Genomic DNA, 23,745 nt, shown 5'->3' on the forward strand with positions numbered 1-23,745 from the left:
CTTATTTATTCAAATGGCCGATTAGTACAGACCTGATAAATTTACTTTTGAGATAACTTGGATTTGCATGCGCCCATTAACCGGATGCGCCTTGACTCCCAAATAATGTCATCAATGGTATAACCAATGGGGCATAAATCGCGTTTTTCTAGGGTGTTTTTAAGATTACGCACCGCTTTGTCTTCCAATGCGAGTTTTGTTTCGTTATCTGGCTGAGGGTTGAAATTTGAGCCAATTGGGCGTGAACCCTGTCTATCTATTCCACTGTCGCGTCCGCCATCTCGTCTACCTTCTCGTCTGCCGCGTATGTTGTCTGAATCTTCGTCGGGCAAATTAAACCAAGATAAACCGAATGCGAACTGTGTCACGCCGGACGGACCAAGCTGACTGGTGAAATGGTCGGTGGTTTCGATGGGTTTAGGTTCATTGCTGGCACAGCCGAATAAGCCAATGGCGAGCAGTATTAAGGGCCATCTATACACGTTCTTCAGATGTGTTTTCACTGAAATCAACTCACTTCTTTAAAATATTAGTGGTTAGTCTAAACGCTTTGCTACGGCCAGTACAATTGACATGTATCGCGAATAAATAAAATTCCATCAGAGCCCGCTATCTAATCTTTAAAACGGTACCAAAATAGACTGTTATCGCAAAACAATAAGGTCTTAAGCGATTCACTTAACCCTAGTTTTTGCGCATAGGTTTGCCACAGCTCAGCATAGGAACAACGAAAGAGGGTCAGTGGAAAATTACTGGCTAACATAACGCGTTTATCGCCCATTGTTTGTAGGCAAGCTGTCAAGCAGAGCAACAAATCATCGGGGGTGTAGGTACGATTTGGCATCTCCCAACCTGATAGTTTTATTGCCACATTCGGGTACTGGGCTAGCTTACTAAGTTGCCTATACCATTGTTGCCATGCTTTATTTTTTTTTGCTGCAGGTGGCCAGCCACCGTGGTTGATGATCACGCGCAACTGAGGCAGGGTATCTAATATGTTGCACAACGCTTGGGTTGCACATTCATCTTGGAGTGAAAATTGCGCGTCAAAGCTAAGTCTGTGCTGGGCAAGTAGGCTCAGGTTTTGTTGAAAAACAGCGCTACTTAGCAGTGTATTTGCCTCCTCATCTAAGATGTGCCGAAAACCAATCAGGGATGAACGAGTCTGCAGCTTAGACAGTAGGCTAGGGAAGTCCTCACGGGTTAAATCGCCGCCCGCCACACTTTTAAAGGGTAGGGAGCAATCTTGCTCAAGCCAATCTAATTCGCGCCACGGGTGTGCGTTATCAAACCCCGCTTCGATGTGTACAAAACCGACAAGCGTTTGTTCAGGCGCAAGACTAAGATCTTGCTGACTAAAGTTACGGTTAATTTTGTTTTTGTCTGACCAATACGGTGGGTTGGTTGGCTTAAGCCAATCGTATTGGCCTTGCTCAAGACTGAATAAGTGCAGATGGGGATCGATAATATCCATGGTCAGGCGCTACCTTGTGTTTATTGAGCGGTATAGCCACCATCAATCACTTGCAAACTACCGGTAATAAACTGCGCGTTTTCACTCGCTAAAAAGTAACACAACTGCGCAACTTCATCAGGCTGACCTAATCGTCCTAAAGGCTGCAATGCGGCTTCTTCTGCATGAACTTCGGTGGCGTCGCGACCGGATTGAGCAAGATATTTGTCGATAGCATTATGATATAGGGGGGTTTCGATTGTGCCGGGGCAGACGGCATTTGCGCGAATATTGTGCTTGGCGTAATCAAGAGCTGTCGTTTTAGCCATCGACGCTAATGCCGACTTTGTTAGGTTGTAAGCAAAGGAATTATGCTTGGCAATAAGGGCCTGGTCAGAGGCCATTAAAATGACTGATCCTGCTTGATGGCTCACCATATTAGGTAATACAGCTTGAATGGCGGCGTATGCACCTTTAACGTTAATAGCGAACATTCGGTCTAACTCTTCTTCGCTAGTTTGTTCGATATTAGCAGATAGATGCACCCCTGCATTGGATATTAAGCAATCCACTTTGGGGTATTTAACGAGCACGCTAGCAATGGCGCTATGTACTTGCGTAACCTGCGCCACGTCACAGTAAAACCATTCGATATTGCTGTGCTGAACATTAATATCAGCCTCAGGTGCTTGTATATCTAAGTTTACGACGCGATAACCTTTCTCAGCAAAAAGCTGACAAATCGCCCAGCCAATACCAAGGCTGCCACCTGTGACAATACACACTGCTTGATTTAACTGTGCTGCCATAATTCCTCTACGCTGCTGTAACGTGAATTAACCAATATCGTGGTGCTATTCGTCATCAAACTCTTTACCCATTTGTAAGGTACGAGTGGCAAGCTGCACTTCTTTTAAAAATGAAATCAATGCGCTGATCAGTAACAATAAGGCAATAACGAATAAGATAACGATTGTTTTGGTCAAATCAACGACTAAAAATTCGCCGATAAATAAACTGCATACCACCGCACACACAAACAGCGCCGAAGCAGTACACATGCCGATTGAGCGATTGATAATTTTTATACGGCGCCACAAATATTTTAATTCAATTTGTGAGATTTTTAATTTTTCTGGACTCTTAAGAATGGCTACACGCCTTTCAATAATCCTCGCTCTATCAACTATACGGCCTAAACGCCCAGACATAACATTTAAAAAGCCCGCAATACCGGTCAACATAAAGACCGGTGCAACGACGATTTGAATAACCTGAGCCAAATCAGAAATCGACGATTCCACTATTAAACAGTAACATCGCTGTTTGCCGAGCGTGAAGCCCATAAATCGTACTCGTCAGCATGTTCCACGGTGGCAGTAATTAGATCGCCAGGTTTGAGCGTAACGTCGCCATTTAAATAGACTAACCCGTCGATTTCAGGGGCGTCAGCAAAACTACGACCAATAGCGCCTTCTTCGTCGACTTCGTCTATCAATACTTGAATAGTTTGTCCTATTCTACGCTGTAGTTTAGCGGTGCTGATCTGTTGTTGTTTTTGCATAAAACGTTCAAAACGTTCCTGCTTTATTTCTTCGCTTAGTGGGTCTGGCAATTCGTTGGCTTTAGCGCCTTCTACGTCAGAATATTTAAAGCAACCCACGCGGTCAAGTTGCGCTTCATCTAAGAAGTCGAGCAACATTTGAAAGTCTTCTTCGGTTTCGCCTGGAAAACCAACAATAAAGGTCGAGCGAATAACCAATTCAGGGCATAGCTCACGCCACTTTTTGATACGCTCCATTGTGCGTTCGGCAGCAGCCGGGCGTTTCATCAACTTAAGGATGCGCGGACTGGCATGTTGAAATGGAATGTCTAAATAAGGTAATACTTTGCCTGACGCCATCAGCGGCATGATTTTGTCGACCGATGGATACGGATAAACATAGTGCAAGCGCACCCACATACCCATTTCGCCGAGTTTTTCGCATAACTCTGTCATACCGGTTTTAACAGGCATGCCATTCCAGAAACCCATTTTGTTTTTCACATCGACGCCATAGGCACTGGTGTCTTGTGAGATCACTAATAACTCTTTAACCCCCGCATTTTTTAGACGCTGAGCTTCATCTAATATTTCACCGATAGGACGGCTGACCAAATCACCACGCATTGATGGAATAATGCAGAAGGTGCAACGATGATTACAACCTTCAGATATTTTTAGATAGGCGTAATGACGAGGTGTAAGCTTAACGCCTATATCCGGTACCAAGTTCAAATAAGGGTTATGGCTAGGTTGGGGCAGGTGCTGATGCACTTGATTCACCACTTCTTCATAAGCGTGAGGCCCTGTTATAGCAAGTACATTGGGGTGTACTTCACGAATTTCGTCCTCTTTAATACCTAAACAACCAGTGACAATCACTTTACCGTTTTCAGCCAAGGCTTCGCCTATGGTGTCCAGTGACTCTTGTACAGCCGTATCGATAAAGCCACAGGTATTCACTATGACTAAGTCTGAGTCATTATAGGTGTTAACCACGTCATACCCTTCGGTGCGCAGTTGAGTCAGAATACGTTCAGAATCCACTAAGTTTTTAGGGCAGCCCAGGCTAACAAAACCGATCCGTGAACCGGTTGATAAGGTAGCTGGCTTGTCGGCTTCAAGGATCTTAACCGGGGTTTCTAGGGTCGTGGTTTGCTTGGGATTAAAGGTTTCAACAGTCATCAAATGCTCAAAGTAAAGTAGTGTGTGGCAACGAACGCCAAATTGAGCGGATTATAACGGAAATGTGTTGGAAATGTCATGTCAATCAGACTGGTGATCATATTCTGTACTTTCTCGCCCAAAGGGCGTCAATTCGTCGGCTACTGGGATTTTTAGCGCCGCATAAGCTTCATTTCTAAAAAGTAGCTATTTAAATTGAAACACTAATTGCTTGTTTGCCGCTGAACCTATTCGATTGCGTTGTTACGTTACGGCTATTAAAGCATCCATGGCTAAAAGTGAATTCGAAAAATAAGGGGCTTAATCCGAGAATAGGCCAGACTAGCTTGCTCAATAAACTTGCAAAATAGATAAATTATAATTTTCTGACACTACCAATAAGAACGACGCGGGTGCGGTTGTTGCGGATCTTTTACTGGTGAAAGTATTCACTTATTTAGCTGTCGATATAATGATACCGCAACTCAAGTGAGCATTTTTAATGAGTCTACCAGTGTGTCCAAGGGTAATCGCTTTGCCGTTTTTACTACGTTGACCTGTAACGTTTCTGGCTTTAACCGCTTATCGATATCTGACTTAAAAACCAGAATACTGCCGGTTAAGGAAATAAACAGCATGAGAGCGAGCGCCACGAACGCCCCATAAACGTGTCATTTATGACGTGTTTTTCGCATATAATTCGATCGTTAATCTAACTAAAAACGATAGGTATTATTTGCCATATCGTTTTCAATTAAGCCTGTTTTTTTAGTAAATAAAGTGCTCGTTCTGGACTGTAACGTGGCTATTAGATATTGATTTAATTGTTTATAACTTCCAGCTCAAAGTGGCATTGTAATTAACTGGCGCGCCATAAAAACCTTGCGCCCAGTAAAGACTATTGATGTATTTTTCGTCTGTGGCATTGTTGATATTCACCGTTAAGGTGAGCGCGTCATTTAACTGGTATCGCGCCATTAGATCCACCACGCTATAAGCATCTTGTGTGGTGGTAATGGTATCTCCGGCGTTGGTGAATCCTTCTCCGACAACACCTTGGTTGCGTGATGTTTTGTTCTGCCAGCGCATATTAATGCCCACACTGAATTGCTCCCACTGTTGAAACTGATAGGTCGCGCCAAGTTTTAATAATTGACTCGGTGTATACGCTTTAACCGTTTTATCGCCTTCAATCTCAAAGTCGGTATAGCCGACACTGACCTGCAAGCCCTCTGTGAGTTGACCCGCAATATCAAGCTCAAACCCGTTGCTGCTAATACCATCTGCGCCAATATAGCGTTGTTCTGCAATGGGAAAGTCAGCGGTTGCGGGATCAACAATAGCCACATTGACTTGCTCAATATCGAAGTAGGCAAAAGAGGTGATAAGTGAATCATTTAGCCATTGACGTTTAACGCCAATTTCACGGCTTTCACCGGTTATGGGAGCGAGAATGTTGTCATTAATGTCGACTTCGGTTTGTGATACAAAGGTTTCGGTATAACTAGCGTAAGCGACCGTGTTAGGCATAAATTCATACACAGCCCCTAGGTAGGGGATAAATTCGTCATTATTAACATCTTGCAACACGCCGTATGACGTCCCTTGTGCGTGCCATTCATTGAAGCGACCGCCCGCGATAATATGCAAGCCATCAGCAACATTAAAACGTCCGGTAAAGTAGGCTGCTTTTTGCTTTGTTTGCACATCACTACCCGTTAATGCATCCGCGAATGTAGGTTTAGGGGTATTGCCATCCCACGTGTTTAAATTGCTGATAGCGGGAAATCCATTGCCTGTGGTGTAGTCATACAACGAGGTGTCGGTATAACTCATTTTGGCGTAATTAAGCCCAAATACTACTTGGTGATCCCGGTTAAATAGGCTGAAATCGCCACTTACATACATGTCAAATAAGTTATGTTCGTCGTCTAAATCATACTCACTACCATAACCCGTTAGACCCAACTCAGTTTCTTTATCAGGGGTACCAAACACATAAAAAAGCTCGGTATCTTCATCTGTGCTTTTATGGGAATAAGTACTGCGTAGCGACCAATTGTCATTAAAGTAATGACTTAGCTCTACTACCGTGTTGTTTTTAATAACCGTCCAGTTTGACCAATCCGCAGACGTGTTGGTAGAGGTATCATAATCCGTCGCACTGCCGTCTGTATAAAATAAGGGCAGGGCCCCCCAGTTGTTGCCTTTTGCTTTGTTATCGAGGTAACTGTGACTCAACGATAGTTTAGTGTTGTCGGACAGGTTGGCCTCCACAAAAGCATAAATTAAGGTTTTGTCTTGCTCGTAGCGGTCAAGGTAAGAATCTTGTTGCTGTTTTACTGCAACAACTCGTGCGGCCACGTTGTCAGTAATGGGCGTAGATACATCAGCATCAATACGCCGATTATTCCACGAACCTATAGTCGCGTTGACCTTCGCTTGCGTCTCAAGGGTTGGTCGTTTACGGATAAAGTTAATAGTGGCCGATGGATTACCTACGCCAGTCATTAAACCATTTGCCCCGCGTATTATTTCAACGCGCTCATAAATAGCGGTGTCTTCGTCTGCATGGTTGTTTCCGCTGGTTAATGGCAGCCCAATGCCATCTATCTGAAAGTTAGTAATGTCAAACCCACGAGCCGTGTAGTAAGTGCGGTCTGTTTCGATACGTTGCACATTTACGCCTGTGGCGCTGTCGAGTGCATCATTGATATCGTTTAACTGAAAGTCTTGCATTTGCGCGCTGGTGATCACTGACACAGATTGGGGGATATCAAATATATCTAAATCTAATCGAGAGGCACCACTCGCCGAGTGAGCGCCATAACCATCAATATACGAGCCCGTAACTTCGATTTTTTCAATGTCTTTTGCTTCGTTTTTATCGCTTGTTTGAGCAAGTGTCATATTGGAAAAAACGGTCAGTAATGTGAAATACCTAAATCTTTGCTTGATCATGATGGTGGGCGAAGCCTTGTAAATAATTGGGTTTTAGTTACAAGATTATTCCACACGCTAAACTTAATGTAAATGACATTGGTTATCATTTGCATTTGATGTGATGTTTTTATAACCGAAAATATTATCGAACTATCTGCCGGTTTTTTCTCTCGTGATAAAAGAGATTGACTTACCTAAGCGGCAATATTTGCTAAGTAAAAAGTATTTACTCCAGTGAGTTTGTTGACGACGGGGCGAATAATAAAAAATTTATAAGGAATATATTAAGCGTAAAATGCTAATCAAAATATACTCAATAACAGCTTGGTGCAGGTAATTGAAAGGATTATCTTGAATTCGGTAATCTAGGTTAGCGTTAATCTCATATGTCGATTTCAATGAGTAGAGGCGTTTGCTTTTTAATTTAGCTGCATTACAAGATATTTGAATAACCTATTTTGCTTTATTATTGCGTACTAAATGACACGAGTTGCTCATTGCTTAGATCACAAACTGCGTTTATTCTTTCCAAAGGCTGAAAAAAACTGCATAAGATTAATAATTAAAACTTAATGCGATATAAAAACAAATTTCACCTTGCTAATGTGTCGGTACTATTAAACTTGAAAATACGGTTGCTACTCAAAATTAGTGATTGTTTGCCGATACATTTATACGTTTCCACTGAATATTAGATAATCGACTGAATGATACAATATGATTACAAGCGCTTTTCGCGACTTTAGATCCCGAGCCATACTTGCATTTATAACCTGTTCAATATTGGCATTAATAAGCCATCGTATTGGTTTAATGGATGTTTCACTAGATTTGTTATCCTCAAATACACTCGTTGATATCGAAAATCATGATGAAGGTGGCATGCACAGTACGCTTGAACTGAATAATCATTTAATCACCGTGGCTTGTACTTTTTCTGTCACCAGCACTTTTTCTCTTTGTAACTTGAAACTAAAGTACAGTCATAACGAAAACATAAAGCAAGGGATAGATCTTTCTGATTATCAGTCTTTCGAAATTGTGGCCAGTATTAAAAGTCCAATAGAACAGACAAATATTAAACTTTATTTCAGAAATAATAATCCTGCATATTCAAGGGAAGATGTTGCCGTAAGTGATAAATTTAACACGATCGAGTTTAAACTCCGTGATCAAGTCACAACATTAGAGGTGCCTACAAAAGCCCTTTTTGTGGCCCAGTGGTGGAAAAAAGAACGAAATATTGGCTATGAGCAATCCCATGTTGATTTATCAAATATTGTATTAATAGAACTTGTTATTGATGATGCTAAAGTACCAGGTGATTACTTACTGACCTTACACAGTATTAAGATGTCCGGTGAAATTATTTCTGAACCTGACCTACTTATGCTGATTTTATTCCTACTCTTTGTGATGATTGTTTTACTGACTATCCGCCAAAAGAATAGTCTTAAAAAGATATCGACTACAGATCAACTTACGGGGTTGCTCAATAGACGAGGAATGATCTCAAAAGTAAATAAAGAATTTAAAAGCACGGTTGCTCATCATTCAATGAGTTTATTTTATTTTGACGTGGATGATTTCAAAAAAATAAACGATACCTACGGGCACGTAGTGGGAGATGAATTACTCGCTGCTATTTGCCAGAAAGTGATTGGACTGTTAAGTGAAATGCACTTAAACACGCAATCTTCATTTGCAAGATTAGCCGGTGACGAATTTGTGCTTATGATTACGGATTGTGATAACCACAAAGCCGTTGAATTTAGTCGCCGAATTATAGACGTATTAGTTGACCCTTTAGCAGTAAGTGGTTGTGAAGTTAAAGTGGGTATCAGTTTAGGTTTGGCGTATTCGAACGGCGAAAAAATAACCTTTCAAGAATTGATGTCTCGGGCCGACTCAGCGATGTTTTGTGCTAAACAGCAAGGAAAGGGTCAGTTCAAACTATTTGATGACAGTCTTGCATCCGCCATTTATTTCAAAAAAACGATTGCCGAAAATTTAAAAAATGCACTGCTGGAAAATGAATTCACGCTTCGATTTATGCCTATTTTTACCTGTTCCGACCTAAAACCGACCCGACTTGAAGTACTTATTCGATGTGAGTCAACGGCAATGAAGGGGATTACACCCGATATATTTATTCCTATCGCGGAAGATTTTGGCATTATTGAACAAATCGATTTATGGGTCATTGAAACCACCTTTGACAATATTAATAAGCATTTCTTAGCCGTTAACCGTACGCCGCCAATATGTTGTATCAATATATCGGCTATTGAATTAACCAATGACAGTTTTCCAAAGCAATTAGAAAAATTAATTGAAAAGTATTTTATACCCCCTAGCTTAATTGAATTGGAAATTACCGAAACGTGCTTAATAGAAGCAGATGACACGAGTTTTCGAATACTAAACGAGTTAAAAAAAATCGGTGTGAGCTTAGCGCTAGACGACTTTGGCACCGGATATACAGCGTTTAATCAACTGATTAACTATCCAGTAGATTGTTTAAAAATCGATCGCGCGTTCGTGGCGGATATTGATCCTAACGACCCTTCAAAAACGACGATGGTGAACGCGATTGTCTCCATCGCTAAATCATATAAATTAGTTACCATTGGTGAAGGGGTAGAGACACAAGAGCAGCTTGACTACCTTAGAACAATATCATGCGATTATGTGCAAGGTTTTTACCTCTCAAAACCGCTGTTACTTGATGATTTAATGACACTTTTAAATAAGCAATAATAAGCTATTTACCAAGCTAATTATGATTGTGATATTGAATAAAGGTATTCAAATGTCACGATTACACCCCTAATACAGTATGCTACTGATTGCTTAGATCACAGGCAGCGTTTACCCTTTCTTCGCTCATACTCTAATTAGACATTCCATTCATCATTCATCATCAGGTAATCTTCATGATAAAACCGTTTCATAACACCCTAATGACCAGTGCCTTTATATTGGTTACTAGTTTGGTTGGGGCAGCACACACACATGCTGCTGTCTCTATTATCCAGGGTAAGACCATTATTCCCGCCGGTAACGCAACATCTGATAAAGACCTAACCATCAGAAACGATAAGTTGGCATTTTCTTTAGCGATAGGCTCAGCTCCTCCTTGGGGGGTTGCTCGTGGCTGTATTGTTGATATTGCCAACGTGACCCAGGACGGGACATTAAGTCGTGACCGTGTCGCCTTTGCTGATTTCATTCCCAATAACTGGTCTAGCTGGCCTAATACCTATCAAAAAGTTGATATTCTTAAAGACACTCAAGATGAAGCGATCGTTAAGATCACGCGTGACTTTGCGAAGGTCGTTATCACCACGGTATACAGCCTTGAATCAGGTTCTGACCAAATTCATGTTAAAACCACCATGACCAATGAAGGCGAAGCATTAACAAATATGCTATCTGGTTACACGTTATGGCCGGACGGCGGTTATAAGTTTGCTGTACCCGGCTATTCGACTTACCCCGAGAAGGCTGTCAACAATCCTAAATCAGACCGATTTATTGGCTACGACACTGATTGGGCGATTGCCCTACACGCACCTTATATGACTGAGCTGCAAAATCAGTCTCGCGATTTATACGCCAAGCATAGTCTAGATAAATCGGGATCAATATCATTTGAAGGCGACTATCAAGTGCTTCCTAGCGGCGACCTCTCACCCGTTGTGCGGGCAGAGATTGAACGCAAAAACCAAAAGGCCGGAACATTAACGGGTAGTGTTAAAACCCAAGAAGGTAAGTCCCTTGTTGAACCGGCAGTCGTGGTGCTGAAAGATAGCGAGCCATACATTTGGGTATTGGGTAAAAATGGCCAGTACAGTATTGATTTGCCCGTGGGGGATTATCAAGTGTATGCCACAGGTGAAGGTTTTGCCAACAGCAGAATTCATGATGTCAGTATCAAACAAAATGTGTCGCAAATGCTTCCGTTCGATGATCTTTTAGCCCCGGGGGAAGTTAATATTCAAGTAACAGATACGCAGACTACGTCAGCATTAGACGCTAAAATTCAAATCGAAAAGGGCAGTAAGCCACTGATTGAATTTTTTGGCGCTAAAACATTTTTTACCGAACTAAATGACGTTGGGCGGGCTAATTTCACATTGGCCCCTGGTGATTATCAACTTAGCATATCAGCAGGAGGTGGCTTTATCGCTAAGCCTGTGTTGATTAACGCCCATGTTACACCTAATAAAATAACGCACTTGGCCAGCGAAATTCCTGTTAGTACATACCCCACACAACATGGCTGGTATGCAGGTGATTTGCATCATCATGCCGATGTTATGGAAGGTTCAACATCGGCCGAGTATTTGGTACGGTCGCAATTGGCTGCGGGCCTGAACGTGACCTTTGTCAGTGACCATGATTCAACAGCAAATCATGCTGAGATTAAGATGCTATCGGATAAGCGTGACGTGCCGTTTATTCCTTCGATAGAAATATCTCCGTCGTGGGGGCACTTTAATGCATTCCCGATTGATATTGGCGCGCAATTATCTGTTGACCCTGGCGTAGACGATATACATAGCATTATAAAAGATGCTCGGCGCATGGGGGCAACTGCTGTCGCTTCTAATCACCCTTATATCCCTTACGGTTATCTGAGTAGTTTAGAGAAAAAAACGGTACCAGGTGGTTTTGATCCCTCCATTGATTTGATTGAGATCAATGCCGTAGTGGATTACCAGAAGGCTATCGAAAAAGCACGTCAGTTCTGGTCTGAAGGGTTACCTTACTATTACACAGCAGGTACCGATACTCATGATGTGTGGAATGAAACAAGCGGTTTAAACCGAATGTTTGTCTATACCGCGAGTAAACCAGACGCTAAAGCGTTTACTCAGGCGATGAAAAATGGCCGCTCGTATGTCTCTTTTGGTCCAGTGATTTACCCGCAAAATGTTATGTTTGGCGACACAATAAAGCTCGCTGAACATCAGGTAAAATCCGTTAACTTTAAGCTTCTCTCGGTCAATGGACTTAAATCCGTGAAGTTAATCGGTAAAGAGGGGGTTATTAGTGAGCAAACCCTAATAGGCGACACCGCATCCGTTGTATTTAATGTGCCGCGAAAATCAGGCTGGGTAAGTTTAGTGGTAGAAGATACAAAAGCACACAAAGCATTTTCAAATCCAATTTGGCTTAAACTGGTCGATAAAGCGCAATTTTTATAATCGGTTAGCATATTTATCAGTTCGTCAAAACGGGGCTCAGTATCGAATACGGCCCCGTTTTTCGATCCTGCGCATACTAACGTATATTAGATTTTGTCACTTCATTACCACGATAAGTAAGTTAACAGTCAAAATTAGCTTGCCACCTTACAAAGTACAGCTGATATTAAAAAAATTACCCCATAGTATATGTCTTCTAATTTGTAGATGTGTCTATGCTTACCTGACTAGCTCATTAAAGGTTCACACGCATATTTATGCCTTCTGAAAATATAGATACCAACGCCCTAAAAGATAATTTACAAGATAATGCGGCTAAATTAGCAGCTGTTTTGAATACGGTGACCGATGCCATTATCACAATGAACCAATATGGCATTATTGAGAGCTTTAATCGCTCTGCTGAACATATATTCGGTTATCGTGCTGAAGAAGTCATAGGCGAAAACGTAAAAATTCTAATGCCAGAACCCTATCACAGCGAACATGATGGCTATCTTCATCATTATTTATCTACCGGGAATAAAAAGGTGATTGGGGTGGGCCGTGAGGTTCAGGCTAAACGTAAAAATGGTAATGTTTTTTTTATGGAACTAAATGTCAATGAAATGAATATTTCTGGGACAACGATGTTTGTCGGTACTATTCGCGATATATCTGAACAGAAAAGTGCCAAACAGGCATTAGAAGATAATCAAGCAACACTTCAGGCGATTGTCGATAACACAGTTGATGGTTTGATTACGATTGATGAAGTAGGCCGCGTTGAAACATTTAATAAAGCGTGTGAAGTACTATTTGGCTATAGAGCGGCAGACGTTATCGGCCATAATGTGAAAATGCTTATGCCCGAGTCGTATCATGGCGAACACGATGGCTACGTAAAAAATTACCATGCTTCCGGTACAAAGAAGATCATTGGCAACGGGCGTCAGGTTGAAGGTAGAAAGAAAGACGGTACCATTTTTCCTATGGATCTCTCTATCAGTGAAGTCGATATAAAAGGCAGAAAAATATACAGCGGTATTATAAGAGACATCACTGAGCTACAAGAGGCACAGCAGCGTCTTGCTGCGGTTCTTGATAATACGGTTGATGGTTTAATCACTATCGATGAGAACGGGCGTATCGAGCACTACAATAAAGCATGTGAAGCAATTTTTGGTTACCAAGCAAGTGAAGCCGTGGGCCAGAACGTAAAAATATTAATGCCTGAGCCGTATCATAGTGAACATGATGGATATCTAAAAAATTACCATAATACGGGCGCGAAAAAAATAATAGGCAGTGGCCGTGAAGTCGTTGGGTTAAGAAAAGACGGCAACACCTTTCCCTTAGACCTATCGGTAAGTGAAGTGAACGTTCAAGGACGTAAACTGTATAGTGGGATAGTGCGTGACATCTCTGTTCGCAAAAAATCTGAGGCTGATATCAAGCAAGCTAATTCAGAACTAGAAGAGTTTGCTTATCGCACATCACATGATCTTCGTTCGCCTTTGATTTCGTCGATTGGTTTACTGGATATTGTTACGCACTATATTCAGCAAGGAGAAATAGACGGGGCGTTAGCCAGTATAGGATTAATTCAAGCTTCTTTAGGAAAGCTAGAAGACCTTGTTAAAGATATTCTGACCATCACAAAAGTGCAACACGTAGAAGAAGATAGTCAGTGTATTAATGTTCAGCTATTTTTAGACGATACAATTGATAAGATAAAACATATGCCTAATTTTGCAAGATTGGACATCACGTATGATCTGCGTTTTCATGGTGATATCTCTTTGCCTAAGAATACTTTTGCGTTAATTATTGAAAACTTGCTGACTAATGCGATTAAATATCAGGATTTAACAAAAAATAATTCATTTATTAGAGTTTCGACTTACCGTAACAAGACAAATCTTGTTCTTGAAGTAAGTGATAATGGGCTGGGTATCCCTAAAGATCAGCATCAGAACCTGTTTAAGATGTTTAAACGCTTTCATCCAAAAACATCATTTGGCTCAGGCCTTGGATTATATTTGATGAAAAAAAGTGTAGATAAGCTACACGGACAACTTCACTTTAAAGAGATAGAAGGCGAAACAAGGTTTATTGTGGTTTTACCTCAATAAAGCATCGTCTGCCTTATAACTCGATCAATACATTAACTGCGAGTAATTGTGATGACAGTAGGTTCGATTTTAATTGTAGATGACAGTGACATAGACCAATTTATATTGAAATTCATGATAGAAAAGTACGATGCTGATATTACCATTTTACAAGCTTATGATGGGCGAGAGGCACTTGATATTTTAGAAAGTTTGGCTAGTCCACCTGAACTGATTTTTTTGGATATCAATATGCCGCGTATGAACGGTCATGAATTTTTAAAAGTATATGAATCGCTTCCCCAACATGACTCGGCCGTTATTATGCTGTCTTCTTCAGATGAAGAAAGCGATAGACAGCAATCTCTTGCCTATCAAAGTGTGAAGCAATATCGCACTAAACCCATAGCGAAAGCCGATGTAGAGAGGATTGTACGGGGGGAATAAATAATGCGCTATAGATCGAAGATGTTGCCATAAGTCATGCACCTTTCGTTACCCGTTATTTTTTGTCAATTTCGTTGTATTATTTGAGACACAATAGGTTGTTCATATATTGGAGACGTCAAAAAAATAACACGGAGCTGAGTTATAAATTTAATACCGCCTTTAATATCATTTTAAACCCATAATTCTAAACTCTTCATCCTAGCCCCTTCATCCTAGCCCCACTTATAGTGCTGCAGATAAGCTCATCACCTTTGCTAGTTGAGGCTTGTAAACTTCTTATTTGATGCTTGATATAGGTCAATGAAAAACACGATTTGATCTGTGGATAGCTTGCTATGTATGTAGACTGCCAACATGTTTATGAGGCACTAGTTGTAAAAATTTCAGTCACGTTTTTACTGTGATTAGCACTAGGCTTATTTAATCGTTTCCATATCAGTAAGGAGTCATCCCTTGTCACAAAATTCTGAAATTGACCTAACACAACTAAAAGTTCATATCGATGCTATGAATAAGCAATCATTTAATGTGTCTCCAGATGCGTCAACATATCATTTGCACAATGGGATTGATTCGACCCTTCCTCCTGCTGATTTACATGGTAGTTATACCAACCATAGACCACTGCCTACACCGGGAATTGAGCAACGACATGCTTATATCGTAGGTACAGGGATCGCCGGGTTATCTGCCGCATTTTTTCTTATTCGTGATGGGCATATGCCCCCACAGAATATCACCTTTCTAGAGGCCGACAATATTGAAGGAGGTGCGCTTGATGGTGCGGGTAATGCTGAAGAAGGCTACCTAGTTCGAGGCGGTCGAGAAATGGAAATGGCCTATCAGAATTTTTGGGATGTGTTTTCTGAGATCCCGGCGTTGGAATTACCCGCGCCGTTTACCGTACTGGACGAGTATCGAATTGTTAATGATGTGGATAAAAACTGGTCTAAAGCACGTTTATTAGAAAAGCAGGGGCAGCTAAAAGATTCTTCAATTATGGGTTTGACCAAGTTGCAACAGATAGAATTGGTTAAGCTACTATTGGCCCGAAAAGAAGACTTAGATGATATTACGGTGCAGAAGTGGTTTAGTGAAGGTTTTTTGAATTCCAATTTTTATACGTTTTGGCGCACCATGTTTGCTTTTCAAAATTGGCATTCGGTCCTTGAAATGAAACTGTATATGCATCGTTTTTTACATCTTATGGATGGTCTAAATGACATGACCGCTTTGGTTTTTCCTAAATATAACCAATACGAAAGTTTTGTTCTTCCTCTGAAAACGTGGCTGGTAGAGCAGGGTGTGAAGATAACGTGCAACACTATGGTGACAGATCTCGATATTGAGTCCACAGGCGACATAATGACGACGAACGGTATCAAAACCATTGGTATTAAGGGTGCTGATACAATTAAAGTTAATGAACGCGATCTTGTGTTTGTTACCACCGGTTCCATTGTTGAAGATACGGCCTATGGCAACGATGACACAGTGGCCGAACTTAAGTTACAAGGCGAAGATCCAAATACAGGGTCGGGTTGGCAATTATGGAAAAATTTAGCTAAAAAATCTGCTGTATTTGGTCGCCCAGAAAAATTCTGTGGTGATGTGAATGCATCCACATGGCAGTCTGCCACCTTAACGTGTAAGCCTTCGCCGTTAATAGACAAGCTGAAAACTCTCTCAGTGAATGAGCCGACTTCGGGGAAGACAGTCACCGGCGGGATCATCACATTTACCGATTCTAATTGGTTAATGAGTTTCACTGTAAACCGTCAACCTCATTTTCGTGATCAGCCCAAAGATGTAGTGGTAATTTGGGTTTACGGACTGATTATGGACAAAGATGGTAATTATATTAAAAAGCCTATGCCGCATTGTACTGGCAAAGAAATTCTTGCAGAAGTTTGCTATCACTTAGGGTTAATCGAACACGTTGATGAAGTCATAGCCGCCACTAAAGTCCGTATCGCGTTAATGCCGTATATTACCAGTCAGTTTATGCCTCGCGCCAAAGGAGACCGACCTGGAGTTGTGCCAAAGGGTTGTACGAACATTGCGTGCATGGGCCAATTTGTTGAAACACATAATGATGTGGTTTTTACCCTTGAAAGCTCTGTTAGAACTGCGCGAATAGGGGTTTACAGTTTATTAGGCATTAAAAAACAAGTGCCAGATATCTATCCTGGCCAATACGATATTCGCCGATTATTGAGGGCTACCCGTACCTTAAATAGTGATAAAGCGTTCTTAGGTGAGGGGGTATTGCGTCGTATACTGAGTGGCACGTATTTCGAACATATTTTGCCACTTGGTCCAGACGAAACGCCGGAGGACCTGCATAAATCCAGCTTGTTTGAGCAACAGTTGCAATCTGTCAGAGACCTGTTCGAAGATCGTCATCCATTAGACAGTGCAAGAACATGGCTTCAAGCCCGGTTGGATTTACTGCGTGGCCGTAACTAAGTTAGCGTTGCCTGCGGGGCTATGATCGTGTGCACTAACAAGCCTTTAAACCAGTGGCAGGTGAAATGCGAAAATTTATTACCTGTAATCGTATAGAAGCATTCGGATCCTTTAAGAAAATATCAGCTTGTGCAAACAAGCTGCTATTTATCAATTACTTGTAGGCAACCAATAGATGTATTCATTTTCGTGACCAAGATTACGATGGTTTAAAGTATGGCAAATGCGTTTTACTATTCTGCTTGGCCATACAACGAAGAATGTCTTTAATATTGCTGACAATATAACCACTAAAGTGCTACCGCAATGACTCTATAAACGCACGGCCACTAGGGCACTGCAAATGTATTTATAACGACTGCTTTAAGCACTAACGTCGTATTAAGGTTGAGTCTGACTAAGATGCATACTCAAATCTTGAAAAAAACCTTAAAGTATTTCTCAAAATGCCGCGATAAGTATGTTTGACGATTTAAATAAACTAATTATGTTGCGTAATGATTGACGTTATTAGACTAGCGTAAACGTGATGTGTCTTGCATTTCAGCAATTTATCGACAATACAACAGCCACAAACAACGTTATAACAGACTAACTATGCCGAAAAACGTTTGTTAACGCTTATATTGTCAACGCTTATATTATGCAATGTTTTGTTGGGAGTGACTTACAAGATATAATTAATCTATGTCTCCACTAAACGTGTAATGTAGTTTACGCTAAATACGAGCTTAGTTAAAAAAGGACAGAGATTGCAGTGCAAAATTTAAAGCCATTGTATCAAATAACCTCAGATAGTAATCTATCGTATACTCAGAAAATGGCCGCACTGCTGCAATTAGGTGTAGATTATTTCCAGCTTGAATTGGGCATTATTAGTGAAATAGAAAATGAAGACTACACCGTCCGCCATGCCATCTCCCCCGATAACTCGCTTGTTTCCGGTACTATATTCACGTTAGACAATACGTACTGTGTGCATACCTTAGCCACTAATCAGGCACTGTCGTTTTACCATGCAGGCAATAGTCATATTGCTCAACATCCATGCTACCTAAATTTCGGATTAGAAAGTTACATCGGGGCCCCTCTTCTGGTCGAAGGTAAACGGTTTGGCACAATCAATTTTTCAGCAAGTGCTGCCCGTGCTCAACCATTTAGTAAAGAGGAGCACGATTTTGTTGAAATACTTTCACATTGGGTTGGTAACGAAATCGCGCGGCATGAGAAATTAACCCTGCTGCAAGCACAACAAAAAATGATGGCTCGCCAACAAGATATATTAGAACAAATGGGGCAGGTAGCAGGTGTAGGTGCGTGGGAGTTTGATTTAATTGAAGGAAAACTTTTTTGGTCAGAAGTGACTAAAAAAATCCATGAAGTAGACGACGATTTTGAACCTGATTTAGTATCGGGTTTACAATTTTATAAAGAAGGTGAAAATAAACAACGCATTACTGCATGCGTGAAAAAAGTCATTGAACAAGGTGGCCATTTTTCTGGTGAGTTTGAAATCGTTACTCAAAAAGGTAAAGCAAAATGGGCTGCAGTCAAAGGAAAAGCAGAGCTAGATAAAGGAAAATGTGTCAGGTTGGTCGGAGCATTTCAAGATATTACCGAGCAAGTCTATTATCGGGCTCAATTGGAGAATAGACACAAAGAATTGTCTTTGGCGCTTGAAGCCCGCAGCTTATTTTTAGCCAATATGAGCCATGAAATTCGGACACCGATAAATGGTGTATTAGGTATGCTGCAAATCTTAGAAGCTTCATCACTTGATGCCGACCAACAGCGTTTTTTAGGTTTGGCCAAAGACAGCGCGACTTCTTTGCTTGGCATCATCAGTGATATCTTAGACTTCACTAAAATTGACTCAGGTAACTTAACCCTTGAAAAAGTGCAGGTTGATCTTAATCAGGTCCTCAATAACTGTGTTGATATTTTCAATCCGCGGGCGAAAGAGAAATCGATAAGTATTATAAAACAATTTGATTCAACTCAAAATTTTATCGTTATGACTGATCCAACGCGCCTACGGCAGATTTGTTCGAACTTGTTGTCGAACGCGATTAAATTCACCCGTCATGGGCAGGTTAACATTGCTACCAAATTGGCGTTAAATATTAATCACCAAGCCACTTTAACCATAACGGTTCAAGATACCGGTGTGGGGATTACTGATGAGCAACAAGCGCTTTTATTTTTACCTTTTAGCCAAGCGGATGTGTCCACGACACGAAAATTCGGTGGTACTGGATTGGGTCTATCCATTACCCGCAAGATTTGCCAACTGATGGGAGGCGACATAAGTGTTCAAAGTGTCCCGAACAAAGGTAGTACATTCAAAGCTAATATCGAGTTGAGTATTGTGGAACATGAGCTGCGAACTATCGCCTCGACTCCTGGCAAATTAATAAATACAGATTTAAGTCATCTCAGAATATTGGTTGTTGAAGACAATGAAATTAACCAAGTGGTTATCGGTGAAATGCTAAAACAGCGGAATATTCCTTATATTATAGTGAATGATGGGGTAGAAGCGCTAGCGATACTCGGTCAAGGTAGCAATCAATCTCGATTATTTTCGTTAATTTTGATGGATTGCCAGATGCCAAATATGGATGGCTATCAAACAACTCAACATATTCGCCAACTATCTACATCCGTTGCTTCAATTCCTATTATTGCCTTAACGGCTAATGCTATGACTGAAGAACGTGAAAAGTGTTTTGCCAGCGGTATGAACGAATATTTGGCTAAACCAGTGGAACAATCACGATTATATTCGATGATAGAGAAATTTGCTTAAAACCTTCCATATGAACATGGGCATACAAGGGCAAACAAGGGCAAACAAGGGCAAACAAGGGCAAACAAGAGTGGCGTTGTATAAACTCCCTAGTGGCTATTCCACTTCCTTCCATTTCCTAAAGCCGAATCCAACTAAACCCAAAACATAAAACAATAATACCGAGGGCTCTGGTACCGGTATAAAAGACGTTTCAATTGAGATAAACGCCCCGCTGCCCACTAGGTTGCTGCCAAAACCGTCAATGCTGCTCACGCCGGTCCGGTTGGTATCGGTCAACATGTCATTTAACGAAGCGTAGGTAACAATGTCAGCAGTGAGACTTGATTCGCCTTCAACATTGAACGCATTCCAGTAAATGAGAGCGCCTTGGCAGGGGCGCTGATAAGCAGCAAGAAAATACTAACTAATACGGGTCTATGTAGGTGAATAAACATCTTCATTTATAGTCCTTTAAAAATATATGCTGAATTGCCATGCGATTGCAATAATCAACGTCAGCGCATATCACACGCTAAAAATAATGCCCTTTAATAATACAAGGTTATAAATGCCAGCTAGACATAAGAGTATGAAGAGTAAAGAAACAAGACAGTGAGCTATCAAATTCTATTACGTTGGAGATGTGAGATTATGTTGTCAAATTTTACTGGGCTGAGGGGGATCTAAAGAACGTGATATTCTTACGCTAAAAAGGAGTTCGTTAAAACGCTTATTAGTCAATTGCCGATAGCTGGCATTATGCAACTATCGACACAAAAACCTGTGATTATTCAGGTGAAATACGCACCAGCTGTTTACCGAAGTTTTTGCCGGTAAGCATACCTTGAAAAGCAGGTATTGCTTGTTCAATGCCCTCAGCAATCGATTCACGGTATACCAGTTTTCCTTCCTTAACCCATTGGGCCAATTTCTGGGTAGTTTGTTGGTGTTGATCTTGCCATTCAGTTTGCACGAAAAAACGAGCTGCTGGTGGATTAGGCGACTTAGCGAGTATGTCCTGAGGTGTTTGCACCTTACTTAGATCCGTATCATTATAATTAGAAACGTAACCACATATTGGTACTCTAGCGCCAGGATTCATTAACTTTGCAACCGCACGTGTTACCGCACCACCCACATTTTCGAAATATATATCTACACCATCAGGACAGGCTTGTTGTAAGTCATTTTCGAGGTTTCCAGCTTTGTAATCCACGCAGGCGTCAAAGCCTAGCTCTTCAACAACGAACTTACATTTATCACTGCCACCTGCAATTCCAATGACTCTACAGCCATGCATTTTTCCCAGTTGACCAACTATTCCGCCAACTGCACCTGAGGCCGCTGAGACCACCAGTGTGTCACCTTTTTGAGGTTTACCGATTTCGTTTAATCCGAAATAAGCTGTGCGCCCTGTCATGCCTGCTGCGCCAAGGTAAGCTTGTAAAGGAATACCAGCTGACTGAATTTTATACATCATCGGTGCGTCATCAGGTTTAATAAAATACTCCTGCCAACCACCATAAGCAGTAATACGATCGCCCACAGCATAATTGTCAGAACGGGACTCCATTACCTCACCCACGACTTCGCCCGTCATGGTGCCACCGATAGGTGTAGGCGCTGCATATGACTTCATATCATTCATACGTGGGCGCATGTAAGGGTCCAAAGATAACCACAGAGTACGGACGAGTATTTCACCTTCAGCTAGTTCTGACAGGGGTTGCTCTTCAATTCTAAAGTCTTCATTTTGTGGCTCGCCATTTGGCCTTTTAGCTAACACGACTGCACGATTTATATATTTAGACATACCGAAATCCTACTTACTGTGATAATTGATTAACCATTAGTTGAACATATTTAGTTTTTTTCGGAAGTAGAATAGTCATTGTAAAAAATGATGAATAGCTATTATTTATGGCTATAAACGTTCGCCAACGTTAAGTTGCAGGCAATTAATTGTTATAAGCTATTAAATTATAACGGTTTTATTGCTTTCACCTTATCGGCTTAAGCATATTTGGCCTTGCTGGTCTTAACATTAATACGACTTCCGTAAACCGCTTTAAGTGGGTTAGTCATTGATTACCGTGTTTGCAAACCGTTTATCATCTAAATAATCAGACCTATCAGACCTATCAGACCTATCAGACCTAACAGACCTAACAGACCTAACAGACCAATCACACCAATCACACCAATCAAGCCAACATCCAGCGGGATTATTTTACGGTCCCGTACTTTGTGTTAGCCATATTCACCTTAGGGTAATGCCCACGTTAATTTTGATATAAATTTCTTTAGCAAAGTGCCTATACGAAAAAGCCAGCGATAAACGCTGGCTTAAAACCCTCAACTTATTGTAGGGCGGGAACTTATTGATCAAGACGGTATGGATTTCGAAATAATCACGTTAAAATAAAAGTTGATATTTTGTTGCCGTTACATTGATACAACGCGAAGCTTAACGCTTTCGCTAAGTTCAACCTGCATTCGCTACTTGTCCACCATCTAAAACAACCGTGTGCCCACATACATAGTTGCTCGCACGGGAGCAAAGGTAAATCGCAGTGCCGGCAATATCAGCCAGCTCGCCAATTTTTCGAGCGGGTAGGTTTTTCACAATTTCTTGTTCATGTGGTAGAACGTGTTTCGTCATATTGCTAGGGAAAAATCCAGGCGCAATACCATTAATATTAACATTGCTTGGACGAAGATCGGCCGCCATATGTCGAGTCAATTGAATCACAGCAGCCTTACTGGCCGAATAGGAATAATTGTTCATATGCGGATGGGTAAGTCCATTTACAGACGCAATATTGACGATCCGTGACGGCTCATCTTTGTCGCCAGCTAGGCGCAATGCCGGCAATAAGCGTTTGCTTAAAAAGAAAATAGACTTCACATTTAAGTCCATTACCTTATCCCAACCTGCTTCAGGAAAATCCTCAACAGGCGCACCCCAGGCCGCACCTGCATTATTAATCAGGATGTCGATTTTGGTTTCTCTTTTGAGCATTTCATCCGCAAACGCGTCAACTCCGGCCATCGTTGATAAATCTGATTGAATGGCTATGCATTCGCCTATATTGGATAGTTCAGCAGCAGTTTGCTCAAGCTGCTCAAGTTTACGAGCCGTGATATAAGTTTTAACACCATTTTCGACAAAACCACGCGCAATCATTGCGCCTATTCCGCTTGATCCACCGGTAACCACTGCGACTTTTCCTGCTACCGAAAAAAAATTGTTCATATATGCTCCCTATATTTCATAAACGCTAGGCTGCTTTAGGCGTTTGAATTGTTGTTAATAATATTGTTGAGCGGATATAAATAACAGTATTTCAAACTTTTTGAAATGAATATTTAACATGGTGTGTTTGGCCTTTCTTAGCATCGTAAGGTTCTTTAGCACAGTGTTTTCATCATTGGGGTGTGTAGTTTCAGCAACTTAAATAAGGTGTGACTAATGGGCAACGTTCGCGCCTTTTATACATTTAAGCATGTAACGCGGTAGGGAGTATGGTCATGGTAGATTCTGCTGTGCCAAACCAAACCAAACCAAACCAAACCAAACCAAACCAAACCAAACCAAACCAAACCAAACCAAACCAAACCAAACC

The 23,745-nt window shown here is 41.2% G+C and carries 16 protein-coding genes; 6 read left to right on the forward strand and 10 right to left on the reverse strand.

The genetic code is table 11. The features are described 5' to 3' along the window. Nucleotides 1-41: 41 nt before the first annotated feature. The 6 genes from GQS54_RS08455 to GQS54_RS08480 all read right to left on the reverse strand — a co-directional run bounded on the left by GQS54_RS08455 (nt 42) and on the right by GQS54_RS08480 (nt 7,070). A complete protein-coding gene (locus GQS54_RS08455) occupies nt 42-503 on the reverse strand; it encodes a hypothetical protein (RefSeq protein ID WP_346766560.1) in 462 nt (153 codons plus the stop codon). Nucleotides 504-613: 110 nt separating this feature from the next. Next, nucleotides 614-1,474 carry an amidohydrolase family protein gene (locus GQS54_RS08460; protein WP_166423564.1) on the reverse strand — a complete coding sequence of 287 codons (861 nt, stop codon included), beginning with the start codon at nt 1,472-1,474 and terminating at the stop codon, nt 614-616. 20 nt (nt 1,475-1,494) lie between these two features. After that, entirely contained in the window at nt 1,495-2,262 is a 768-nt protein-coding gene (locus GQS54_RS08465; RefSeq protein ID WP_166423565.1) for an SDR family oxidoreductase, read from the reverse strand. A 45-nt stretch (nt 2,263-2,307) separates the two neighbouring features. Beyond that, nucleotides 2,308-2,757, reverse strand: a complete 450-nt coding sequence (locus GQS54_RS08470) for a DUF2721 domain-containing protein (RefSeq protein WP_166423566.1) — start codon at nt 2,755-2,757, stop codon at nt 2,308-2,310. 2 nt (nt 2,758-2,759) lie between these two features. Beyond that, nucleotides 2,760-4,181 carry a 30S ribosomal protein S12 methylthiotransferase RimO gene (gene rimO / locus GQS54_RS08475; protein ID WP_166423567.1) on the reverse strand — a complete coding sequence of 474 codons (1,422 nt, stop codon included), beginning with the start codon at nt 4,179-4,181 and terminating at the stop codon, nt 2,760-2,762. Nucleotides 4,182-4,988: 807 nt separating this feature from the next. Next, nucleotides 4,989-7,070, reverse strand: a complete 2,082-nt coding sequence (locus tag GQS54_RS08480) for a TonB-dependent siderophore receptor (RefSeq protein WP_240919887.1) — start codon at nt 7,068-7,070, stop codon at nt 4,989-4,991. 750 nt (nt 7,071-7,820) lie between these two features. On the opposite strand from GQS54_RS08480, the gene GQS54_RS08485 reads away from it, so the two are divergent. The 6 genes from GQS54_RS08485 (at nt 7,821) to GQS54_RS08510 (ending at nt 20,137) form a co-directional block, all read left to right on the forward strand. Next, the gene (locus GQS54_RS08485; RefSeq protein WP_166423569.1) at nt 7,821-9,863 is read left to right on the forward strand and encodes a bifunctional diguanylate cyclase/phosphodiesterase; all 2,043 of its coding nucleotides are present in this window, start codon (nt 7,821-7,823) and stop codon (nt 9,861-9,863) included. A 176-nt stretch (nt 9,864-10,039) separates the two neighbouring features. Continuing rightward, a complete protein-coding gene (locus GQS54_RS08490; RefSeq protein ID WP_166423570.1) occupies nt 10,040-12,316 on the forward strand; it encodes a CehA/McbA family metallohydrolase in 2,277 nt (758 codons plus the stop codon). A gap of 257 nt (nt 12,317-12,573) precedes the next feature. Continuing rightward, the gene (locus GQS54_RS08495) at nt 12,574-14,430 is read left to right on the forward strand and encodes a PAS domain-containing sensor histidine kinase (RefSeq protein ID WP_166423571.1); all 1,857 of its coding nucleotides are present in this window, start codon (nt 12,574-12,576) and stop codon (nt 14,428-14,430) included. 51 nt (nt 14,431-14,481) lie between these two features. Beyond that, nucleotides 14,482-14,856 (forward strand): response regulator, encoded by a 375-nt coding sequence (locus tag GQS54_RS08500; RefSeq protein ID WP_166423733.1) that lies wholly within the window; start codon nt 14,482-14,484, stop codon nt 14,854-14,856. Between the two features lie 456 nt (nt 14,857-15,312). Next, nucleotides 15,313-17,328: an oleate hydratase gene (locus GQS54_RS08505; protein WP_240919873.1), complete on the forward strand. Its 2,016-nt coding sequence runs from the start codon at nt 15,313-15,315 to the stop codon at nt 17,326-17,328. Between the two features lie 757 nt (nt 17,329-18,085). Next, on the forward strand, nt 18,086-20,137 hold the full coding sequence (locus GQS54_RS08510; RefSeq protein ID WP_346766561.1) for an ATP-binding protein: 2,052 nt from the start codon (nt 18,086-18,088) through the stop codon (nt 20,135-20,137). A 96-nt stretch (nt 20,138-20,233) separates the two neighbouring features. Here the strand turns inward: GQS54_RS08510 and GQS54_RS08515 are convergent, their stop codons facing one another. The 4 genes from GQS54_RS08515 to GQS54_RS08530 form a co-directional block, all read right to left on the reverse strand. Then, the gene (locus GQS54_RS08515) at nt 20,234-20,419 is read right to left on the reverse strand and encodes a PEP-CTERM sorting domain-containing protein (RefSeq protein WP_166423572.1); all 186 of its coding nucleotides are present in this window, start codon (nt 20,417-20,419) and stop codon (nt 20,234-20,236) included. A gap of 5 nt (nt 20,420-20,424) precedes the next feature. After that, nucleotides 20,425-20,580 carry a hypothetical protein gene (locus tag GQS54_RS08520; protein ID WP_166423573.1) on the reverse strand — a complete coding sequence of 52 codons (156 nt, stop codon included), beginning with the start codon at nt 20,578-20,580 and terminating at the stop codon, nt 20,425-20,427. Between the two features lie 326 nt (nt 20,581-20,906). Beyond that, nucleotides 20,907-21,932, reverse strand: a complete 1,026-nt coding sequence (locus tag GQS54_RS08525; RefSeq protein WP_166423574.1) for an NADP-dependent oxidoreductase — start codon at nt 21,930-21,932, stop codon at nt 20,907-20,909. Between the two features lie 672 nt (nt 21,933-22,604). Beyond that, nucleotides 22,605-23,375, reverse strand: a complete 771-nt coding sequence (locus GQS54_RS08530) for an SDR family NAD(P)-dependent oxidoreductase (RefSeq protein WP_166423575.1) — start codon at nt 23,373-23,375, stop codon at nt 22,605-22,607. Nucleotides 23,376-23,745: the final 370 nt, after the last annotated feature.

Origin of the sequence: Paraglaciecola sp. 20A4, assembly GCF_011378905.1 — a bacterium.
Taxonomy (GTDB): domain Bacteria; phylum Pseudomonadota; class Gammaproteobacteria; order Enterobacterales; family Alteromonadaceae; genus Paraglaciecola.